This is a genomic window from Herbaspirillum sp. C7C2 (genome assembly GCF_022627865.1).
GTDB lineage: Bacteria > Pseudomonadota > Gammaproteobacteria > Burkholderiales > Burkholderiaceae_D > Herbaspirillum > Herbaspirillum frisingense.
The window spans coordinates 31,065-50,257 of the sequence record NZ_JABXGI010000024.1; the positions used below are offsets into that span (position 1 = coordinate 31,065).

The 19,193-nt window shown below is 65.2% G+C and carries 16 protein-coding genes; 5 read left to right on the forward strand and 11 right to left on the reverse strand.

What is annotated here, in order from left to right; all coding sequences use genetic code 11:
• Positions 1 to 214 precede the first annotated feature (214 nt).
• Complete coding sequence (locus tag HWE04_RS21405) at positions 215 to 553, forward strand: YXWGXW repeat-containing protein (protein WP_006463407.1); 339 nt, start codon at positions 215 to 217, stop codon at positions 551 to 553.
• Here HWE04_RS21405 and mnmC read toward each other — a convergent pair.
• Positions 528 to 2,450 carry an FAD-dependent 5-carboxymethylaminomethyl-2-thiouridine(34) oxidoreductase MnmC gene (gene mnmC, locus HWE04_RS21410; RefSeq protein ID WP_241813654.1) on the reverse strand — a complete coding sequence of 641 codons (1,923 nt, stop codon included), beginning with the start codon at positions 2,448 to 2,450 and terminating at the stop codon, positions 528 to 530. The two genes, HWE04_RS21405 and mnmC, sit on opposite strands and share 26 nt — an antisense overlap.
• A gap of 136 nt (positions 2,451 to 2,586) precedes the next feature.
• Here mnmC and HWE04_RS21415 point away from each other — a divergent pair, with 136 nt between their 5' ends.
• Together HWE04_RS21415 and HWE04_RS21420 are read left to right on the forward strand one after the other, a co-directional pair.
• On the forward strand, positions 2,587 to 3,312 hold the full coding sequence (locus HWE04_RS21415) for a GntR family transcriptional regulator (RefSeq protein WP_241813655.1): 726 nt from the start codon (positions 2,587 to 2,589) through the stop codon (positions 3,310 to 3,312).
• A gap of 48 nt (positions 3,313 to 3,360) precedes the next feature.
• A complete protein-coding gene (locus HWE04_RS21420; protein ID WP_006463410.1) occupies positions 3,361 to 4,296 on the forward strand; it encodes an AEC family transporter in 936 nt (311 codons plus the stop codon).
• Between the two features lie 39 nt (positions 4,297 to 4,335).
• On the opposite strand, the gene HWE04_RS21425 is transcribed toward HWE04_RS21420, so the two are convergent.
• From HWE04_RS21425 to HWE04_RS21450, 6 genes are all read right to left on the reverse strand, one after another.
• A complete protein-coding gene (locus tag HWE04_RS21425; protein WP_241813656.1) occupies positions 4,336 to 7,176 on the reverse strand; it encodes a bifunctional diguanylate cyclase/phosphodiesterase in 2,841 nt (946 codons plus the stop codon).
• 173 nt (positions 7,177 to 7,349) lie between these two features.
• Complete coding sequence (locus tag HWE04_RS21430; RefSeq protein WP_241813657.1) at positions 7,350 to 8,561, reverse strand: CobW family GTP-binding protein; 1,212 nt, start codon at positions 8,559 to 8,561, stop codon at positions 7,350 to 7,352.
• A gap of 146 nt (positions 8,562 to 8,707) precedes the next feature.
• Positions 8,708 to 9,400, reverse strand: coding sequence for a GTP cyclohydrolase II (gene ribA, locus HWE04_RS21435; RefSeq protein WP_241813658.1), 693 nt, complete (start codon positions 9,398 to 9,400; stop codon positions 8,708 to 8,710).
• A 180-nt stretch (positions 9,401 to 9,580) separates the two neighbouring features.
• On the reverse strand, positions 9,581 to 10,579 hold the full coding sequence (lipA, locus tag HWE04_RS21440; RefSeq protein WP_180671075.1) for a lipoyl synthase: 999 nt from the start codon (positions 10,577 to 10,579) through the stop codon (positions 9,581 to 9,583).
• Positions 10,580 to 10,619: 40 nt separating this feature from the next.
• Positions 10,620 to 11,321 carry a lipoyl(octanoyl) transferase LipB gene (gene lipB / locus HWE04_RS21445; protein ID WP_241813659.1) on the reverse strand — a complete coding sequence of 234 codons (702 nt, stop codon included), beginning with the start codon at positions 11,319 to 11,321 and terminating at the stop codon, positions 10,620 to 10,622.
• Between the two features lie 35 nt (positions 11,322 to 11,356).
• Positions 11,357 to 11,740, reverse strand: a complete 384-nt coding sequence (locus HWE04_RS21450; protein ID WP_241813660.1) for a DUF2917 domain-containing protein — start codon at positions 11,738 to 11,740, stop codon at positions 11,357 to 11,359.
• 187 nt (positions 11,741 to 11,927) lie between these two features.
• Between HWE04_RS21450 and gcvA the strand changes: the two genes are divergently transcribed.
• Positions 11,928 to 12,896: a transcriptional regulator GcvA gene (gene gcvA, locus HWE04_RS21455; RefSeq protein ID WP_006463417.1), complete on the forward strand. Its 969-nt coding sequence runs from the start codon at positions 11,928 to 11,930 to the stop codon at positions 12,894 to 12,896.
• Positions 12,897 to 12,960: 64 nt separating this feature from the next.
• Here the strand turns inward: gcvA and HWE04_RS21460 are convergent, their stop codons facing one another.
• From HWE04_RS21460 to HWE04_RS21470, 3 genes are all read right to left on the reverse strand, one after another.
• On the reverse strand, positions 12,961 to 13,242 hold the full coding sequence (locus HWE04_RS21460) for an HP0495 family protein (protein WP_039875317.1): 282 nt from the start codon (positions 13,240 to 13,242) through the stop codon (positions 12,961 to 12,963).
• 187 nt (positions 13,243 to 13,429) lie between these two features.
• Entirely contained in the window at positions 13,430 to 14,278 is an 849-nt protein-coding gene (locus HWE04_RS21465; RefSeq protein WP_077238604.1) for a D-amino acid aminotransferase, read from the reverse strand.
• 126 nt (positions 14,279 to 14,404) lie between these two features.
• Positions 14,405 to 16,210 carry an ABC transporter ATP-binding protein/permease gene (locus HWE04_RS21470; RefSeq protein WP_241813661.1) on the reverse strand — a complete coding sequence of 602 codons (1,806 nt, stop codon included), beginning with the start codon at positions 16,208 to 16,210 and terminating at the stop codon, positions 14,405 to 14,407.
• A 338-nt stretch (positions 16,211 to 16,548) separates the two neighbouring features.
• Between HWE04_RS21470 and HWE04_RS21475 the strand changes: the two genes are divergently transcribed.
• Positions 16,549 to 18,270, forward strand: a complete 1,722-nt coding sequence (locus HWE04_RS21475; RefSeq protein WP_241813662.1) for a methyl-accepting chemotaxis protein — start codon at positions 16,549 to 16,551, stop codon at positions 18,268 to 18,270.
• A gap of 110 nt (positions 18,271 to 18,380) precedes the next feature.
• Here the strand turns inward: HWE04_RS21475 and HWE04_RS21480 are convergent, their stop codons facing one another.
• A complete protein-coding gene (locus HWE04_RS21480; protein ID WP_241813663.1) occupies positions 18,381 to 19,037 on the reverse strand; it encodes an HD domain-containing protein in 657 nt (218 codons plus the stop codon).
• Positions 19,038 to 19,193 lie beyond the last annotated feature (156 nt).

Here is a 19,193-nt window from a genome sequence, read left to right on the forward strand (position 1 = left end):
GTATCGCAAAGTATCAATCTGCCCGGAGTTGTTACCGCAGCCGGATGCAGTGCTGCGCCCGCCCCGATGCCGGCGCGGCGCACACCCGCACCAGGAAACAACTGGAAACACAACATTACAGTCTTAAAGAAGAGCGGCTCCTACAGTGGCTTCACGGCGCGACCACAGCGACGCGCTGCATCCACCGCCATGCTGTCCATTACAGGAGTCCATGATGAAAACCACAACAAGTCGCATCGCCTTCGCCTTTGTCACCACCCTCTCCGCCCTGGGCGCCACCCTGGCCGCCGCCCCCGCCGCCCAGGCGCAGGTGGTGGGCGTGGATGTGCGCATCGGCACGCCACCACCGGCCCCGCGCTATGAAGTCGCCCCGCCGCCCCGCCACGGCTATGCCTGGGCACCGGGCTACTGGGCCTGGAACGGACACCGCCACGTCTGGGTGGGTGGGCACTGGGAACGCGTGCGCCGCGGTTATGCGCGCTATGAGCCGGCCCACTGGCAACAAGGCCCGGGCGGCGGCTGGCACTTCATTCCGGGTCACTGGGCGCGTTGATCGCATCGAACGCACCGGCTGACAAGCCCGCGAAACGAGCCGGGTCCAGCGCCGCCACCAGATCACGCGGCAGCGGCAAGGGCTCGCGCTCGATCATCGACGCCAGCAGTTCCGCCATCAGCGGTGCCCAGATCAGGCCCCGCGACGCATAGCCCAGCAAACCGTAGAGCCCCGGATCCTGCCCCGGCAGTGCTCCCACCAGCGGCAGCCGGTCGGGCGCGATGCAGCGCTGACCGACCCGCCCGCCCAGGTCGGGATCGGTGGCATCCGGCAGCCCCGGCTGCCCATGGTGCTGGTCGATCTGCGGCAGCATGTGACGCAGACGGTTGAGATTGTCCGCATGGCTGTCGACCCGCAGGGCGGGATCGTCGAAGCGGTCGTAGCTGGCGCCCATGCAGACTTGCCCGGCATAGGGCCGGGTCAGGTAGCCGTCACCACACAGGGCGTACGGCAGGTCGGGAAATCCTTGCGCCGGCAGATGCGTGACCTGGCCGCGCACCGCGTTCAGTGGCAGGTCGGCCGCCTGGGCCAGCGCCCTGGCCTGTGCACCGGCAGCCAGGATCACCACCGGCGCCTGGGCGATCACGCTGCCCGCTGCATCCAGCGCCTGCCATTGCGCGCTCGCCTGCTCGCGCTGCAGGCGCGCCACGGCGCGACCGAAGTGAGTGGCAAGCTGTCCATATGAACGGGCCTGCGCCAGCAGGCGGCGGCAGACCGAAGGCGGATGCAACCAGCCCGCTTCCGGAAAGAAATAGCCCCCGCCCATGGTCGGCATGCCCAGCGCAGCAGCCGTGTCGGCAGCCGACATCCAGCGTGCATAACGGGCGGGGTACTGCCATTGCTGCGCCCCCTGTTCGAAGGACCAGGCCTGCTTGGCATCACGCCCGAACTGCAGGATGCCGCAGCATTCACCGGTGATGGCCGCGCCCTCCTTCAAGCCCACGCCCCCCAGTGCCTGCCAGCGTTGCGCTGCGAACAGGAAGGCCGCACGCGTCAGGCGCGCCAGCGGACTGTCGTCGCGTGCCAACGCGGGCATGAAGAGACCGCCGTGATTGCCGGAAGCAAGTGTGGCCACCTCCGGCCCGGCATCCACCAGATCGATGCGCCAGCCACGTGCGGCCAGACGTTCGGCGATGGCCGTGCCGGCCAGGCCGGCGCCGATCACCAGTGCATGACGGGGCTGGCGCGGGTGACGCTGCAACGGGGTATCGCTGGTGGCCACATGCGAAGCCGGACGCGCCCACATCGGCGCGTAGCGCAAGGTCAATACGTCGTCACCAAGCGGGCCACGTGGGTGAACGGAAAAGCCGACCTGGCGCATTGCCGCCGTCAAGGCCACTGATGCCGCCTCGTCAATGCCCCACACCATGGCCTGAGCGCCGGTCCAGGCCAGGCGCGCCAGCCGTTTGCAAGCATGCGCATGCCAGGGCGGAGCAGCGGCGTCGAAGCGCTGCGGATCGGCATGCAGGTAGAACAGATCGACTGGCGCCTCCAGCCGCGCCAGCTCTTCTTCCAGTGCGCCCCAGATCAGCGTCAGCACCACCCTGCCCTCGTCCAGCAGCAGCCGGTGCGTGCCGGGCAGCGGCAAGGGCCAGGCTTCGCGCAAGTCCTGTGCATAAGTCAAATCTGAATGGAGGGCCTCCGCCGTCGGCGGGTGCGGCAGGATGGCGATGTAATGCAGGCGCTGCACTGGCCCCTGCGCCCGCTGTCGCGCGAAGGCATGCCAGGTGGCGAAAAAGGCATGGCCCAGACCGAAATGCAGGTCCAGCACCACGGCCGTGGACTGCTCGCTCAGGCAGTCAGGGATCGCCACCGGGCCGGCCGCAGCTTGCGCGGCGTCGGCACGCCAGGCGGCCAGCAATTCCGGGGAGGCAGGTTGGAGGGGGCAGGCAGGCATTATCGGGACATCCAGGGGCGGGATCGATCAAGGCCGCCATTCTACGCCGCCCGCCTGCGCAGACCTTGCGCCTTGACAAAGCCCACCGCTCTCCATAATCTGCATACAGAACACAGAAAAAGCGAACCTACACGCAATGCTCAAGATTGCCGCCCCCGCCCAGCTCATCGAACAGGTCTACCACGCCATCCTGGATGCCATCTGCACCGGTGCCATCGCGCCCAATAGCAAGATCACGCAGGAAGGCCTGGCCGAACAACTGGGCGTGTCGCGCCAGCCCATCCTGCAGGCATTTCAGATCTTGCGACGTGAGGGCTTCATCACCGATGCCGGTCGCAAGGGGGTGATGGTGACCGCCCTGGACCCGCAGCGGCTGCTGCAGCTCTACCAGGTGCGTGCGGTACTGGACGGCCTGGCCGCACGCGACTGTGCCGCGCACTGCAAGCAGGATGCGGCCCGCCGCGCCGCCACGGCCAGCGAGGGCCTCTCCCTGATCGCAGCGGCCCGCGCCCTGCCGGACATGGACGACCTGTCGGCGCGCATCCGGGCCGACATGGATTTCCACCAGTTCCTCTATCGCAGCAGCGGCAATCCCGTCATCGCCGAGACCACCGCCCTGCACTGGCAGCACATCCGCCGCGCCATGGGTGCCATCCTGGCCGGAGATGTGCGCTCGCACCAGATGGTGTGGGACGAGCATGAGGCGATCCTGCAGGCCGTGCTGGAGGGCAAGCCGGCGCTGGCCGACAAGCTGGCGCGCGAGCATGCCGAAGGCGCGGCCGAACACCTGGCGCGGGCGCTGGATGGCGCACAACAAACTGAACAAAGAGAACAGACAGGCCAGGCCGGCCGCCAGGCCTGACCGCTTCACCCTCCCCTTCATTCGCTCGCAGCACGGCTGCGCCCAGCCATGCTTGCCATCTTCAATATCGTCTTTCCGATCTTTTCACTGATCTTCCTGGGCTGGATCTGCCGTCGCCGCAACATCCTGTCGGCCGGCGCGGCCAGCGAGCTGAACCGCTTCGTGATCTGGCTGGCACTGCCGGCCCTGCTGTTCGATTCCATGTCGCGACTGACAGCGGCCGACTTCGCCAACCTGCGCTTCATCGGCGTCTTTGCGGCGGGCGTGGCACTGGTGTTCCTGCTGACCGCATGGTTGCGCCTGCGGCAGAAGGCGGCGGCGGCCGACGTCATCATCGACAGCCTGGGCAGTTCCTACGCCAATGTCGGTTTCATCGGGATTCCCCTGTGCTACCTGGCCTTCGGCCGCGATGGCCTGCCGCCCTCGGTGATCGCGATGATGATGACGGCCTGCCTGCTCTTCGCGGTGGCCATCGTGTTGCTGGAGACCTGCCTGCATGCCCAGGCCGGGCTGGGGCAGACGGTGCTCAAGGTGGGTCGCTCGCTGCTGCGCAACCCCATCATGATCGCGCCGGTGGCCGGGATTGCGGTGGCCCTGAGCGGGGCCACCATCCCCAGCGGCGTGCAGCAGTTGTTCAAGATTCTGGGGGGAGCGGCCAGCCCCTGTGCACTGGTGTCGCTGGGGCTGTTCCTGGCGCAGCCGGTACAGCGTGGCGAGGGCGCACCGGTGTGGCTGCTGGTGGCCTTCAAGCTGCTGCTGCAACCGGCGGTGACGGCCGTGCTGGCCTACTGGATCTTGCCCCTGCCCCGGGTGTGGGCAGACAGTGCGGTCTTGCTGGCGGCCATGCCGATCGGCACCGGGCCGTTCATGCTGGCCGAGCTGTATCAGCGGGAAGTGACGGCCATGTCGCGCGCCATCCTGATCTCCACCACGCTCTCGCTGCCGACCATCGCCGTGATCCTGGCCTGGATCGCACACCACTGAAGGTGATACGCAGTACCGGCCACGACAGCGCCGGCGCGCTTACAGCATGGCCCGTTCCTCGCGCAGGATCTGCTCGAACTTGTCGGCCGGCACCGGCGGGCTGAACAGGTAACCCTGGATCTCGTCGCAACCGTAGTGACGCAGGTAATCCAGCTGTTCGTCGGTTTCCACGCCCTCGGCGATCACGCGCAGCTTCAGGTGGCGTGCCAGCGAAATGATGGATGCGGTGATGGCGGCATCGTCGGCGTCGATGGTGATGTCGCGCACGAAGGAGCGGTCGATCTTGAGTACGTCGATGGGGAAACGTTTCAGGTAGGCCAGCGAGGAATAGCCGGTGCCGAAGTCGTCGATGGACAGGCGCACGCCAAGCTTCTTCAACCCCGCCAGGATGCCGATGGCGTGCTCGACATCGGTCATCATCAGGCTCTCGGTCAGTTCCAGTTCCAGCGAGGCCGGCGGCAGGCCGGTGTCTTCCAGCACGTCGGCAATGGAGGAGACCAGGTCCTTCTGCAGGAACTGGCCCACCGAGAGGTTGACCGAGACGCTGATGTCCTCATGCCCCTTCAACTGCCACTGGCGGCACTGCACGCAGGCGGTACGCAGGACCCAGGCGCCGATAGGCAGGATCAGGCCGGTCTCCTCGGCCAGGCCGATGAAGCGTGCCGGCGAGACCATGCCCAGTTGCGGATGCTGCCAGCGGATCAATGCCTCGCTGCCGATCACGCGGCCACTGGCCAGGTCCACCTTGGGCTGGTAATGCAGCAGGAATTCGCCGTGGTCCAGCGCATTGCGCAGGTCGCCTTCGATGCGCAGGCGTTCCAGTGCCTGCTCGTTCATCGCCGGGGTGTAGAACTGGAAATTGTTGCGACCGGTCTGCTTGCCGCGATACATGGCGATGTCGGCGTGCTTGATCAGGGTCTCGCCATCGGTGCCGTCGTTGGGATAGCAGGCCACGCCGATGCTGCAGGTCATGAAGAGGGTATGCCCGCCCAGCGTCACCGGTGCCGCCACCGCATCCATGATGCGTTGCAGGCTGCGCGTATCCAGTGACAGCTCATCCTGCTCCGGCAGGATCATGATGAATTCGTCCCCCCCCAGGCGTGCCACGGTGTCGGCTTCGCGCACCGCCGCGCGCAGTCGCCCGGCCACCGTGCGCAGCAGGGTGTCGCCGGCCTTGTGGCCCAGCGTGTCGTTGACGAACTTGAAGCGATCCAGGTCGACGAACACCACCCACAGGGCCTGCTTCTGTCGCTCGGCCACGCCGATGGCCTGTTCCAGGTGGTGCCGCAGCATGTGGCGGTTGATCAGGCCGGTGAGCGTATCGCGGCTGGCCTGGAATTCCAGTTCGGCTTCATAGCGCTTCATCGAGGTGATGTCGTAGAGCGCAGCTACGAAGTGGGTGACCTCGCCGCTCTCGTCGCGTACCGGGGCAATGTAGAAATCGTTCCACAGCTCCGAACCGTCCTTGTGATAGTTGCGCAGGACCACGTTGTGCTCGCGCTGCTCGCGCATGGCGATCCAGACGGTCTCGAAACCTTCGGGATCGCTGTCGCGTCCCTCCAGGAAGCGGATGCTCTTGCCCACCGCCTCGGCGCTGCTGTAGCCGGTGATGCGGGCAAACGCCGGGTTGACGTATTCGATGGTGTAGTCAGGCTGTTGGGCCGACAGGATCAGGATGGCATTGGCACTGGCCTCAATGGCCTGATGGCGCAGGCGCAATGCGCGCTCGGCCAGCCGGCGCGCCTTGATGTCGTCCGACAGCAGGGCATTGGTGGTGCGCAGCTCGGCGGTCTTGTCTTCCACCAGTTGCTGCACCCGGTGTGAACGCATCGACAGAGCACGCATGTAGGCCGCGCCCAGCAGCGAGGCGATCACCCCCACCAGCAGGATCAGCAGCGAACCGTAATGGTCGGCGAAGACCGAGCGCGGGGGGATGCTGATCTCCATGTGCCAGGTCTGGCCGGCGATATCGAAACGGGTGACGGTGCTGGAAGGATGGCGAAACAGGGTACCGGGCTTGAGCAACTGATCCAGCCAGTGCGTCTCCCGCGGTGCGCTGTCATGGCGATACACCAGGTTGCCCGGCTCGGCCTGGGGGCCAACATAGATGCGCAGGCCGATCTCGTGATCCGAGGTCAGGCCGGCACCGTCGAGGATCTTTTGCACCAGGCCATTGAGTTCCAGCACCGCCGTGGTATCGCCCACCAGCAGGGCGCGCCGCGCCGCGTGGTCGGTGGGCTGCACGCCGCCCCGGTAGACCGGCTGGATCACCAGCAGGCCGCGCTCGTCCGGGCCGGACTGGGCCAGCTGGAGCGGCAGCGTCGAGGCCGGCCGGCCGCTGACCACGGCGGCGTCCAGGGCATGCCGGATGGCGGCGTTGCCGGAAACGTCCAAGCCCAGCGCGGCTTCATTGCCGGCGATAGGTTCGACATAATCCACCACCAGATAGGAAGCCTGTTGCGGCGCGCTTTGCAGACGACCATCCTGCAGGGTGGTGATTTCGAATCCCGGCTTGGCCCCCTGGCGCAGGGCCTCGAAGACCGGCCGGTCTTCGTCGGACACGAAACGCTGCACGCTGAAGGCGCGCACATAGGGATAACGTTCCAGCAGCGGACGGGTGAAGCTCTCGAACTGCTCGCGGCTGGGGTCGCCCACGGTGGCATAGAAGTGGTTCACCACCGACTGCACCTGGACCGCTTCTTCCAGCCCGCGCTGGATGGTAAAGGCGCGCAGACCGGCCCGGCGCTCGAAGTCCAGGTTGACGGCATCCTCTTCCAGGTGGCTGGTGGCGACGAAGACCGTCACGGTGGCGCACAAACCCAGCATCAGCGTGAGCGATGCCGACAACGTTGCCCCCAGCTTGTTGATCACACGCTGCATAAACGAATCGTTATATCTCTAGTGAGCCCGATCATAATCCGGACTATCCCTCGTTATCGGCCGTAGCGGATTTATTTTTAATCGGCACACTCCCGGCGGGCGCTGATCCCATCGCCGGGTCGTTTTCATGTTTCCCCGCGGGAACATGCGGCCGCCTGCGCGGCCGGTCCTGCTCAATAGGCGGCCGGTGCCGCATTGCGCTTCTGCTGCGCCTCGCGCGCCTCCCGCTCGATCTGCTGGGCCTGCATGAAAGCGTCGAAGGAGCGCTCGATGGTGGCGCGCTCGACGTCGCGGGTGATGAAGACGATGCGGCTGCGGCGATCCTCGGAAGGCCACTGCGGCAAGGTGGTGGTGGGATGGAAGATGTGCTGCACGCCATGGATCACGGTCGGCAGTTCCTCACCCTTGAGGTTGAGGATGCCCTTGATGCGCAGGATGTTGGGCCCCTTGAAGCCCACCAGCAAGCTCAGCCATTCATCGAAGAGCACCGGATCGATGGGTTCGTCGAAGGTAAAGCAGAAGGCACGGATATGGTCGTCGTGACGGTTCACGTCGTGGGCGTGATCATGCTCGTGCTCATGCTCGTGATGCGCGTGTGCATGCGCGTGGCCGTGATCATCATGTTCATGGTCATGATGACCGTGGTGATGGTGGTCATGCCCGTGATGGTGGTGCTGGGCCGCTTTCTCGGCGAAGGCTTCCTCGTTGAGCCAGCGCGCCACGTCGGGCATCTTCTCGCCCGGCTTGAACAGGCCCGCATCCAGCAACTCGCCGGCCGCGATCTGGCCCACCTGCGGCTGCAACTGGCGCGCACCGGGGTTCAGCGTACGCAGGCGCGCCTGCAGGGCCGACAGCGTGGCAGCGTCGGCCAGGTCAGTCTTGGTCAGCAGCAGGCGGTCGGCGACCGCCGCCTGTTGCACGGCTTCCGGATGATTGTCCAGGGTCGACATGCCATTGACCGCATCGACCGTGACGATCACGCCATCGAGACGATAGCGCTCCGAAATGAAGGGGTCCGTCATCAGCGTGTGCAGGATGGGCGTGGGCGAGGCCAGGCCGGTGGTCTCGATAACCACCCGGTTGAACTTGCGCTGGCCGCCTTCGGCGAAGCGCCAGGTGATGTCCTTGAGCGTCTTCTTGAGATCGCCACGGATGGTGCAGCACAGGCAGCCGCTGCTCATCTCGACGATGGTTTCTTCCTGGCTATGCGCCACCAGCAGGTGATCCAGCCCGATCTCGCCGAACTCGTTGATGATGACCAGCGTGTCCTTCATTTCCGGCTGGGTGATCAGGTGATTCAACAGCGTGGTCTTGCCGCTGCCCAGGAAGCCGGTGAGCAGGGACACGGGAATCGGCGCAGCGCCGGCGGGTACGGATGGGTTCATGTTGTAAAGACGGAATGAGAATGGACAGTCCAGTCACCATGCTAACCGATGCGTCAAGGGGGCAGGCCGGAACGGGCAAAAAAAAGACGGACCGTATCGGCCCGTCTGGTGTTGTGCGATTCCCTCGCGCTGCTTACCCGTGCAGTTCACTCATTGTCGTGCGCATCCAGCGGCACCTTCTCCGGCTGCGGCTGGGCCTCGCCCTTGCCCAGGCCCGGCAGCAGGTGCCCCAGCTTGCGCGCCTTGGTCCCAAGGTAGCCGATGTTGAAAGGATTGTGGTTGGCGATCAGGGCAATGCGCTCGGCCACGGTGATGCCGCTCTCTTCCAGCGCCTTCACCTTGCGCGGGTTGTTGGTCATCAGGCGCAGGCTGGTGATCTTCAGGTGGGCCAGCATCGGCAATACGATGGTGTAGCGCCGCATGTCCGCCGGGAAGCCCAGGCGTTCATTGGCTTCCACGGTATCGGCGCCCTGGTCCTGCAGGTGGTAGGCGCGGATCTTGTTCAACAGGCCGATGCCACGGCCTTCCTGGCGCAGGTAGAACAGCACGCCCCGGCCTTCCTTGGCGATCTTCTTGAGGGCGGCCTCCAGCTGGGCGCCGCAGTCGCAGCGCTGGGAGAACAAGGCGTCGCCGGTGAGGCACTCGGAATGCACGCGGCCCAGCACCGGTGCGCCGTTGCCGACATCGCCCAGGGTCAGGGCCAGATGTTCCTTGCCGGAAACTTCATCGTAGAAGGCGTGCAGCTCGAAGGTGGCCCAGGGCATGGGCAACTTGCACGAACTGACGAAGACCAGTTTTTCTTCCGGCACGGCGGCGGCCGGGGCGATGGATGAGGACATGACAACCTGCTTTCGAATCGAATGCTCAGAACCGCGTATCTTACCTTGCGGCCGGGTTTCTTTCAGCGCCCCGCTATCCCATACAAGCCACCTGAGCGACTTGTATGGAGAATTTGAATCGCTCTCAAACAAGAAAAAGCCCCGCACACGGCGGGGCCTTGCAGTGCGAAGCCGGCCGGCTTACACCAACCCGTGCGCCTGCTGGTCGGCGTGGTAGCTGGAACGCACCATGGCGCCCACGGCGGCGTGCACGAAGCCCATCTTGTAGGCCTCTTCCTCGTACATCTTGAAGGTGTCGGGGTGCACGTAGCGGCGTACCGGCAGGTGGTCGCCACTGGGCATGAGGTACTGGCCGATGGTGAGCATGTCGACGTTGTGGGCGCGCATGTCGCGCATGACCTGCAGCACTTCCTCGTCGGTCTCGCCCAGGCCGACCATGATGCCGGACTTGGTCGGCACTTCCGGATGCAGGTCCTTGAAGCGCTTCAACAGGCTCAGCGAATACTCGTAGTCGGAACCGGGGCGGGCTTCCTTGTACAGGCGCGGCGCGGTTTCCAGGTTGTGGTTCATCACGTCCGGCGGGGCCATCTTGAGGATTTCCAGGGCGCGGTCCATGCGGCCACGGAAGTCCGGGGTCAGGATCTCGATGCGGGTCTCGGGCGACAATTCGCGTACACGCTGGATGCAGGCCGCGAAGTGGGCGGCACCGCCGTCGCGCAGGTCGTCGCGGTCCACGCTGGTGATGACCACGTAGGACAGGCGCAGTTGGGCGATGGTCTTGGCCAGGTTTTCCGGCTCGTTGGGGTCCAGCGGGTCGGGACGACCGTGGCCGACGTCGCAGAACGGGCAGCGGCGGGTGCACTTGTCACCCATGATCATGAAGGTCGCAGTGCCCTTGCCGAAGCATTCGCCGATGTTGGGGCAGGAGGCTTCCTCACAGACCGTCACCAGGTTGTTGGCGCGCAGGATGTCCTTGATCTCGTAGAAGCGCGTGGTCGGCGAGCCGGCCTTGACGCGAATCCAGTCCGGCTTCTTCAGCTTTTCGGCGGCCACCACCTTGATGGGAATCCAGGCGGTCTTGCCGGCGCCCTTCTGCTTGTCCAGCGGGTTCACGCGGGCCGCACCGGCGGCATTGGCATTGGAGGAGGAATCTGCTGCGGAAGTGATTTCGGTCGTCATGTCGGTCGTTCCGGCCCCGGGCGCGCTCAGCGCGTGAGGCTCAAGCCATGCCCGCGAAGCGGGCGATCAGTTGGTCGGCAAGCAAGTCCTGGACATCGGCCAGGCGGGCCTGTCCGGCCCCCAGGGTCTGCATGTCCACGGTGGCCAGGCCTTCGTAGCCACAGGGGTTGATCCAGGAAAACGGCGCCAGGTCCATGGCCACGTTGAGCGATACCCCGTGGTAGGTGCAGCCGTTGCCCCGTATCTTCAAGCCCAGCGCGGCCACCTTGGCGCCCTGCCAGGGGCCGTCGGCGGCGTAGATGCCGGGCGCCCCTTCCTTGCGTACACCGGCGAGATTATACGCCGCCAGCGTGGCGATCACCGCCTCTTCGATGTTGTGCACGAATTCACGGGCGAACAGGCGCGCCCCGCTGCGGTTGCGGCGCAGGTCCATCAAGAGGTAGATGACCACCTGTCCGGGGCCATGGTAGGTGACCTCGCCCCCCCGGTCGGTCTGCACCACCGGGATGTCGTGCGGGTTCAACACATGGGCGCGGTCGGCGCCCAGGCCCAGGGTATAGACGGGGGGATGTTCGACGATCCAGAGCTGGTCGGGGCTGTCGGCGGTGCGCGCATCGGTGTAGGCGCGCATGGCGGCGAAGCTGGTCTCGTAGGACTCGACGCCGCGCCGTACGAGCTCTGGACGGCGGGCCGTGGCGGCGGGCGTGGTGCCGGCGCTGGCGGGGGGTAGTGCGGTTTGCATGCCCGCCAGTGTAGCGAAATTCGGACAGGGCCGTGTCAGAACCAGCGGATCAGTCCGTGCGGCAACAACTTGCTGATGCTGCTGATACGCACCGTGTCGTCACCCTCAGCCACCGGCAGCAGCGGCGCCTGGGGAGCGATGCCAGCACCGGACAGCCAGCTGCGCCAGCCCGCGACGCGCAGGGGCGACACCGTGAACTCGGCCGCGCCGTGCACCGCTTCGAGGATCGCCAGCCCGCGTCCGTGGTAGTCGAAGCAACGTCCGGCCGTGAGCCAGATGTCCTGCCGGCAGCCGGCAATGGTCAGCCACACCAGGCCGCTGGTGACGCGGATGCGCACCCCACCGCGCAGGCGGCGGGTCTGCGTCTGTCCTTCCAGAAGCCGTTCCGGAATCGTCTGATCTGCGAATGAAATTGCCATGGCGGGTACTCCCTTGCGAAAATCCAGACAAGCCGCGTCCCTGCCGCACTGCCCGATCGGGTGCGACTTTCAGAGGGAAAATGCCTGAAGTGATGGTGAATGAGTCACCATTGTAGGAAAACCCTGCAGGCCCACAAAACGATATATATTGCGTTTCTTTGCGAATGGAATTCACAAGGAGCCCACCATGGCCGATCTCCGGAAACTGCCCAACCTGGCCGCCCTGCGCGCCTTCGACGCGGCTGCCCGCCACGAATGCTTTTCGCGCGCGGCCGAGGAGGTGCATGTCACCCCCGGCGCCATCAGCCACCAGGTGCGTGCGCTGGAAGAAGACCTGGGCCTGCAGCTCTTCAAACGCCACGGCAAGCGCATCGCCATCACCGAGACCGGCCAGCGCTTCGCCGCCACCATCCGCAAGTCGCTCGGTGAAATCGCCCAGGCCGCCGAACATCTGCGCAGCCTGAACCGCCAGCAGCGCCTGGTGATCTCGGCCACGCCCTCGTTCGCCTCGCGCTGGCTGGCGCCGCGCCTGTGGAAGTTCATCGATGCCCATCCGGAAATCGAGGTGGTGCTGCAATCGGGCAGCCATCTGGCCGACCTGCGTCTGGACGGGGTGGATGTGGGCATCCGCTTCGGTCGCGGACAGTACAGCGGCGTGGTCACCGAAAAGCTCAGCGACGATTACTACTACCCGGTGGCCGCGCCCGGCTATCGCGGCGACGGTGGCCGTAGCCGCAAGCTCACGCGCCCGGCTGACCTGGCCCATTGCACCCTGTTGCGCATGGATACCCGCGAGTCCTGGCAACCCTGGCTGACCCTGGCCGGGCTGGATCTGCCGGAACCCAGCGGCACGCTGGTGGTGGAAGACTCCTCACTGACCCTGCGCCATGCCGTCGAGGGCAAGGGCGTAGCGCTGTCGCGACACACCATTGCCTGGCAGGAAATCGCCAGTGGCACGCTGGTACGCCTGTTCGACGTGGCCCAGTTGTGCGAGGAGGCGCATTACCTGGTGCACCTGCCGGAAGGACTGGAAAAGCCCGGCGTGGTGGCCTTCCGCCAATGGATCTTCGAGGAGATGCAACGCTTCCAGGCCATCCCCGGCTGGCCGGGCGATGTGCCGAAAACGCCAGCCCGCAAAAAAGCGAAAAGTCCATGAAAAAACCGGCGCATTCCGAAGGACTGCGCCGGTCTTTGCCGACCTTGCGACACCGCGAACCGGATCAGAGCACGAACTTGACCATCTCGTGCGTGGACAGCGCGCGATAGATGTTGTCGAGCTGGGTGCGGCTGGTCGCGCGCACGGTCAGCGTCAGCGACAGGTACTTGCCCTGGGTGGACGGCCGCATCTCGACCTTGCCCGCATGAAACTCGGGATCGTGCTCGATGACCATGGCGACGATGGTTTCGGCGAAATCGTCATGGGTGATCCCGACCACCTTGATGGGGAAGTCGCTGGGATATTCGATCAGGGATTCTTCAGGGGAAATAGTGGGCATAGTCATGGCAAACCGCCTTGGCGTTGTCCGCTTCGGCGCTCCTGGTTTCAATGCTCCCAGATGGGGATGAACCGGCGCGCTTCAAGCGGAGGGTCAGGTGAATACGGGTGGGGGATACCTGCATTCTACGCCATGCCGGCGACCCCACGTGCAGAAAACGTCAGGGTCGCCATTGACCACATTGCCGACACGTTTACAGACGGGCCTTGGCTGCCTGGTAGGCCGCATAGACCTTGCCGAACACCGGACCCGGACGTCCGCTGCCTACCGGCTGGCCGTCCAGCTTGACCACCGGCAGCACTTCCTTGCTGGCCGAGGAAATGATGAGCTCGTCGGCGGCCAGCACTTCCTCGCGGGTGATGCGACGCGACTGCAGCACGATGCCCTCTTCGGCGCACAGCTCTTCCATCAGGCCGTAGCGGATGCCTTCCAGGATCAGGTTGTCCTTGGGCGGCGCCGAAATCTTGCCATCCTTGACCACCCACACATTGGAGGACGACGCCTCCGACAGGAAACCGTCACGGAACTGGATCGCCTCGGTCACCTGGTTTTCGGCGGCGAACTGCGCGGCCAGCACATTGCCCAGCAGCGAGGTCGACTTGATCTGGCAATTGAGCCAGCGGCGATCTTCCATGGTCACGCAGGCCACGCCCTGCTCGATGGCCGAAGCCGGTGGCAGTGCCATGGGGTTGGTCATGATCAGGACCGTCGGCACCACTTCCTTGGGGAAGGCGTGGGCGCGCTTGGCCACACCCCGGGTGACCTGCAGGTAGATCATCTGGTCGTCCAGACCGTTGGCCTGCACGACCTGGTCGATCAGGGCGTTCCAGCCGGCCTCGTCATGCGGATTGGGAATACCGATGCTGTCCAGGCTGCGGAACAGGCGCGCCAGGTGCTGGCGACCACGGAAGGCCTTGCGGCGATACATGGGGATCACCTCGTAGATGCCATCGCCGAAGATGAAACCGCGATCCAGCACCGGGACGCGGGCTTCGGACAGCGGCGTGAGTTCGCCATTGAGATAGACGATGGGATCGTTCATGGTGGGCTTTCCAGTAATCGTGGGTGAGCGGGTGGATGCGGCGAACCGTGCCGCGATGAATCCATTCTGTCACGCCCTCTCTGCCGAGCTTATGCAAAAACGGTATGGTCGCGCCAACCGGTGAGGTCACGACGCGATGGGCTGCATCTGTACCCGATGCCCCGCGCCCTCACCCTCGCCCGCTGCCGCCGGCACGAACTTCCAGCGCACATCGTGGAAGCGCGCCAGCGTCTCGCGGTGCGCGATGCTGATCACGGTCACGCCCGGCAGCTCGCGCGGCAAGGCGGCATAGAGCGCCTCTTCGGTCTCGCCATCCATGGCGCTGCTGGCTTCATCCAGGAACACGATGCGCGGACGATTCAGAAACACCCGCACGAAGGCCAGCCGTTGCTGCTCACCCGGCGACAGTGCCTGGCTCCAGTTGGCCGCCACATCCAGCCGGTCGGCCAGGTGTGACAGGCGGCACAGGGCCAGGTAACGGGTGATGAGGGCATCTTCGAAACTGCCTTCGGCCGCCGGATAGGAGAGCGCGGCCCGCAGGCTGCCGATGGGCAGGTAGCTGCGCTGGGGCAGGAACATCACCGGGGCATCCTGCGGCAGGCTGACCTGGCCATGACCATAGGGCCAGACATCGGCCATGGCGCGGATCAGCGTGGACTTGCCACACCCCGAGGGGCCGCTGATGAGCACGTGCTCGCCCGACTCCACCCGGGCATCGAGGCTGCGCATCATCGGCGCACCATCCGGGAAGGACAGCTGCAAACCCGACACCGTCACCGCACTGCCCGCATGCGGCGTGACCTCGATGGTGCGCGCCATGCCGGCCGCACGCTCCACATCGGCATGGAAGCCCGCCAGCCGGTTGATACTGGCCTTCCAGCTGGCCAGCGTGGTGAAGGCATTGATGAACCATGACAGCGCATCCTGCACCTGGCCGAAGGCATCGCTGATCTGCATCAGCACACCCAGCGAAATGGCGCCCGAGAAGTAGCGCGGCGCCGATACCAGCATGGGGAAGATCACGGCGAACTGGCCATAGAAATTGACGGCCACATTGAGCTTCTTGGTCAGCCGCATGATGTCCCACCAGTTGCGGCGGATATCGTCCAGGCGTGCCGTGAGCTGCGTGCGTTCCTGCGCCTCGCCGCGATACAGGGCCACCGCCTCGGCATGCTCGCGCACGCGGATCAGACCGAAACGGAAGTTGGCCTCGAAGCGCTCCTGGTTGAAGCTCAGCCCCACCAGCGGACGACCGATCCACCACACCAGCCCGGACCCGACGGCGGCATAGGCGATGACGAACCAGACCATGTAACCGGGAATGACCCAGCTGTGACCACCGGCCGAAAAACTCAGCGGGCCACTGACCGACCACAGGATATGGATGAAGGAAAACAGGGTGACGCTGCTGGAGATGAATCCGAGCACCAGCGACAGCGTATCGGAGGTCAGCGCATGCAGGTCCTCGGCAATGCGCTGGTCGGGGTTGTCCGAGAGCCGCCCCTCCTGCCCCTGCTCGATGCGGTAATAGGCGCGATGCGCCAGCCACTGGTCGAGATAGCGGGTGCTCATCCAGTAGCGCCAGCGGATCTGCAGCGCCTGCTTCAGGTAGACGCTGTAGATGGCGATGGCCACGAACACGAAGGCCAGTCCCGAGAACTGCCACAGCAGCGATTTGAACTGCGGATAGTCGCGCGATTGCAGCACGTTGTACATGTCGCGGTTCCACGAGTTCAGGCGCACGTTGATGTAGACCATGCCCAGGTTCAGGGCAATGATGGACAGCAGCAGCGCCCAGGCCTTCCACTTTTCTTCGGACACCCAGAACGGCCGGATGAGCCGCCATATCTGGGCGCGGGTGGCACGGTTGGCGAGATGGCCGGGATCGGCCGGTGGCGTGGAAGCGACTGCAGGGGACGGGTGTTCGGTCATGTCGTGGTCCTGGCGGTTGTTTTGCTGCCCAGCTTGCCGCAGAAGACTTAACGCAGGCTTAAGCACCCTCTCCCCGCCCATCCCGTGGGACTGCGCAGAGGCTATCGCTTCCATCGGAAGATTCAATCCAGGGCCATGGCGATTGCCGCTAGACTGCCCTCTTCGCACCATGTTGCCGGTCATCAGCGCCATGTCCGAAGGTGGACTAATACCATCGTCTGGTAGGCGCCTGCGGGCTGACCCGCAATAATCGGCAGCATCGGCAGCATCGGCAACATCGGCAGCATCGGTCACAAGTCACTGTCGCGTCACCAGTCCATCATTCCAGGGAGCCTGTCATGCATCCACTTACCCCCAAGCGTCGCTCACTGAGCGTCGCCGCCCAATTGTCGCTGAGCTTTGCGCTGGTACTGGCGATGATGCTGGTGCTGACCGTGGTCAGCATTACCAAGGTCAATGCCATCGAAGGCAGCCTGGCGCGGGTCAGCGAAGACAACAACGTCAAGCAGCGCTACGCCATCAACTTCCGCGGCAGCGTGCATGACCGCGCCATCGCCCTGCGCGACCTGACCCTGGTGGGCGATGCCGAGGTCAAGGACGTGATGGCGCTGATCGACAAGCTCGACGCCGATTACCAGCAGTCGGCCAAGCCGCTCGATGCGGTCTTCGCCAGCATGAGCGTGCGTCCCGACGAGCGCGCCAGCCTGGAACGCATCAAGGCCATGGAAGCCCGCGCCATGCCGCTGGCCGCCAAGGCCATCGCGGCACGCAAGGCGGGTGACATCGAGGCTGCGCGCCAGTTGATGCTGGGCCAGGTCAAGCCGGCCTTTGTCGAATGGCTGGCCGCGATCAACCAGTTCATCGACCTGGAAGAAGGCATGAGCCAGGCGGAATCAGCCAAGGCCCGCAGCACCGCACGCGGCTTCCAGGCCTTCATGCTGATCCTGCTCAGCGCCGCGCTGGTGGCCGGCGTGGTGCTGGCCACGCTGATCACCCGCTCCATCCGTGGCGCACTGGGCGCCGAACCGGACGAGGTCAAGCAAGTGGCGCTGGCCGTGGACCGTGGGGAGCTGTACCACGAGGTGACGCTGCGCCGTGTCGGCAATGCGCGTCGCCAGAGCATCATGGAAGCCCTGGCCGAAATGAGCGGCAACCTGCGCAACACCGTCAGCGAAGTGCGTGATGCGGCCGCCGGTGTGGCCACCATCAGCGCCCAGATCGCCGCCGGCAACAGCGACCTCTCGGCCCGCACCGAAGACCAGGCCGCCTCGCTGGAAGAAACCGCCTCGGCCATGGAGCAGCTGACAGCCACCGTCAAGCAGAACGACGGCCATGCCCGCGAAGCCAACCAGCTGGCCCGCAATGCCTCCGACATCGCCAAGCAGGGTGGCGCCATCGTCGAAGAGGTGGTCGATACCATGGCCGCCATCAACACCTCGTCGCGCAAGATCGTGGACATCATCGGGGTGATCGACGGCATCGCCTTCCAGACCAACATCCTGGCCTTGAATGCCGCAGTGGAAGCGGCCCGCGCCGGTGAACAGGGCCGTGGTTTCGCCGTGGTCGCCACCGAGGTGCGCAGCCTGGCCCAACGCAGCGCGGCGGCCGCCAAGGAAGTCAAGCAACTGATCGACGCCTCGGTCAACAACGTCGAAGCCGGGACCCGCCTGGTGGAACGTGCCGGCGAGACCATGGAACAGATCGTGACCAGCGTGCAGCAGGTGACCGATGTGATGGGCGAGATTTCCACCGCCAGCCATGAGCAGAGCGTGGGCATCGAGGAAGTCAACAAGGCCATTGCGCTGATGGATCAGGTGACCCAGCACAATGCCGCGCTGGTGGAACAGGCCAGCGCCGCCGTGGCCACGCTGCAGGAGCAGGCGGTGAACCTGAACCAGGCGGTGGGCGTATTCCAGCTGGAAGCACCGGACGCGCTGGTGGCGGCACCGGTGGCGGGGGTGTCCACGGCAAGGACAGCGCAAACCGCACCGCTGTTGCGTACCGTACAGGTCCCGCTGCAAGTGGCACCGGCACTGCCGATGGAAAAACTGGCGGCCTGATGCTCAAGTGAAGTGATCTGGTGATCAGGTGGCCTCGGTCCGTGCCACCTGCTCTTCCCCTCGCGAGCGGGCAGGCGCTGCTGGCGCTCCCCTGCGCACCACCCTCCCCCTCACAACTCCCCCAGGAAGTCCTCCACGAACGCGCGCATGCGTGCCTGCCGTGCGCTGGCCATGGCCGCTCCGCTGGCGGTCTGGAAGCCCTCCTGCAAGCGCAACAGCTTGGCCGGGAAATGGTCCAGCGCGAAGCGACGATCCTCCAGTACCCGCCCGTGCGCCTGTGGGTCCAGCGGTTCATAGAGCGCCGACCCCATCCGCCCCGCCACATAGAAGCAACGTGCCACGCCAATGGCGCCGATGGCATCCAGCCGGTCGGCATCCTGCACGATCTTCGCCTCCAGCGACTGCGGCGTGATCTGCGCCGAGTAGCTGTGGGCCTGCACGGCATGGGCTACGCGGTCGGCGTCTTGCGCGGTCCACCCCAGCGCGTCCAGGATTTCCCGCGCGCGTTGCGCCGAGAGCGTCGAGGCCTGGGCGCGCAGGGGCGAATCCTTCTCCACCCGCACGCAGTCATGCAAGAGCACGGCGGCCAGCAGGATGCGCAGGTCACCGCCCTCCTCCTGCTGGAGGCGACGTGCATTGTTCCAGACCCGCAGCAGGTGCGAAAGATCATGCGAACCATCAGCGGCGTCGTCGAGGACATAGGGCAACAACGATAGGGCCAACTGCTCCTGTGGCAGGAAGGCGACGGCGGCTTGAGAGAGATTCATGGCTGCAACAGATGAATGGATGGCAATTCATCAGTATCGCCGATCAGGGAACTTCAAGCGCCGACCACCATTCCGATTTTCCGACAAGTGTTTTTGTCTTGTCCGATACACCTGGGCCCCATGCCTATGAGATGATGCGGCTTCCATGGCGTCCAC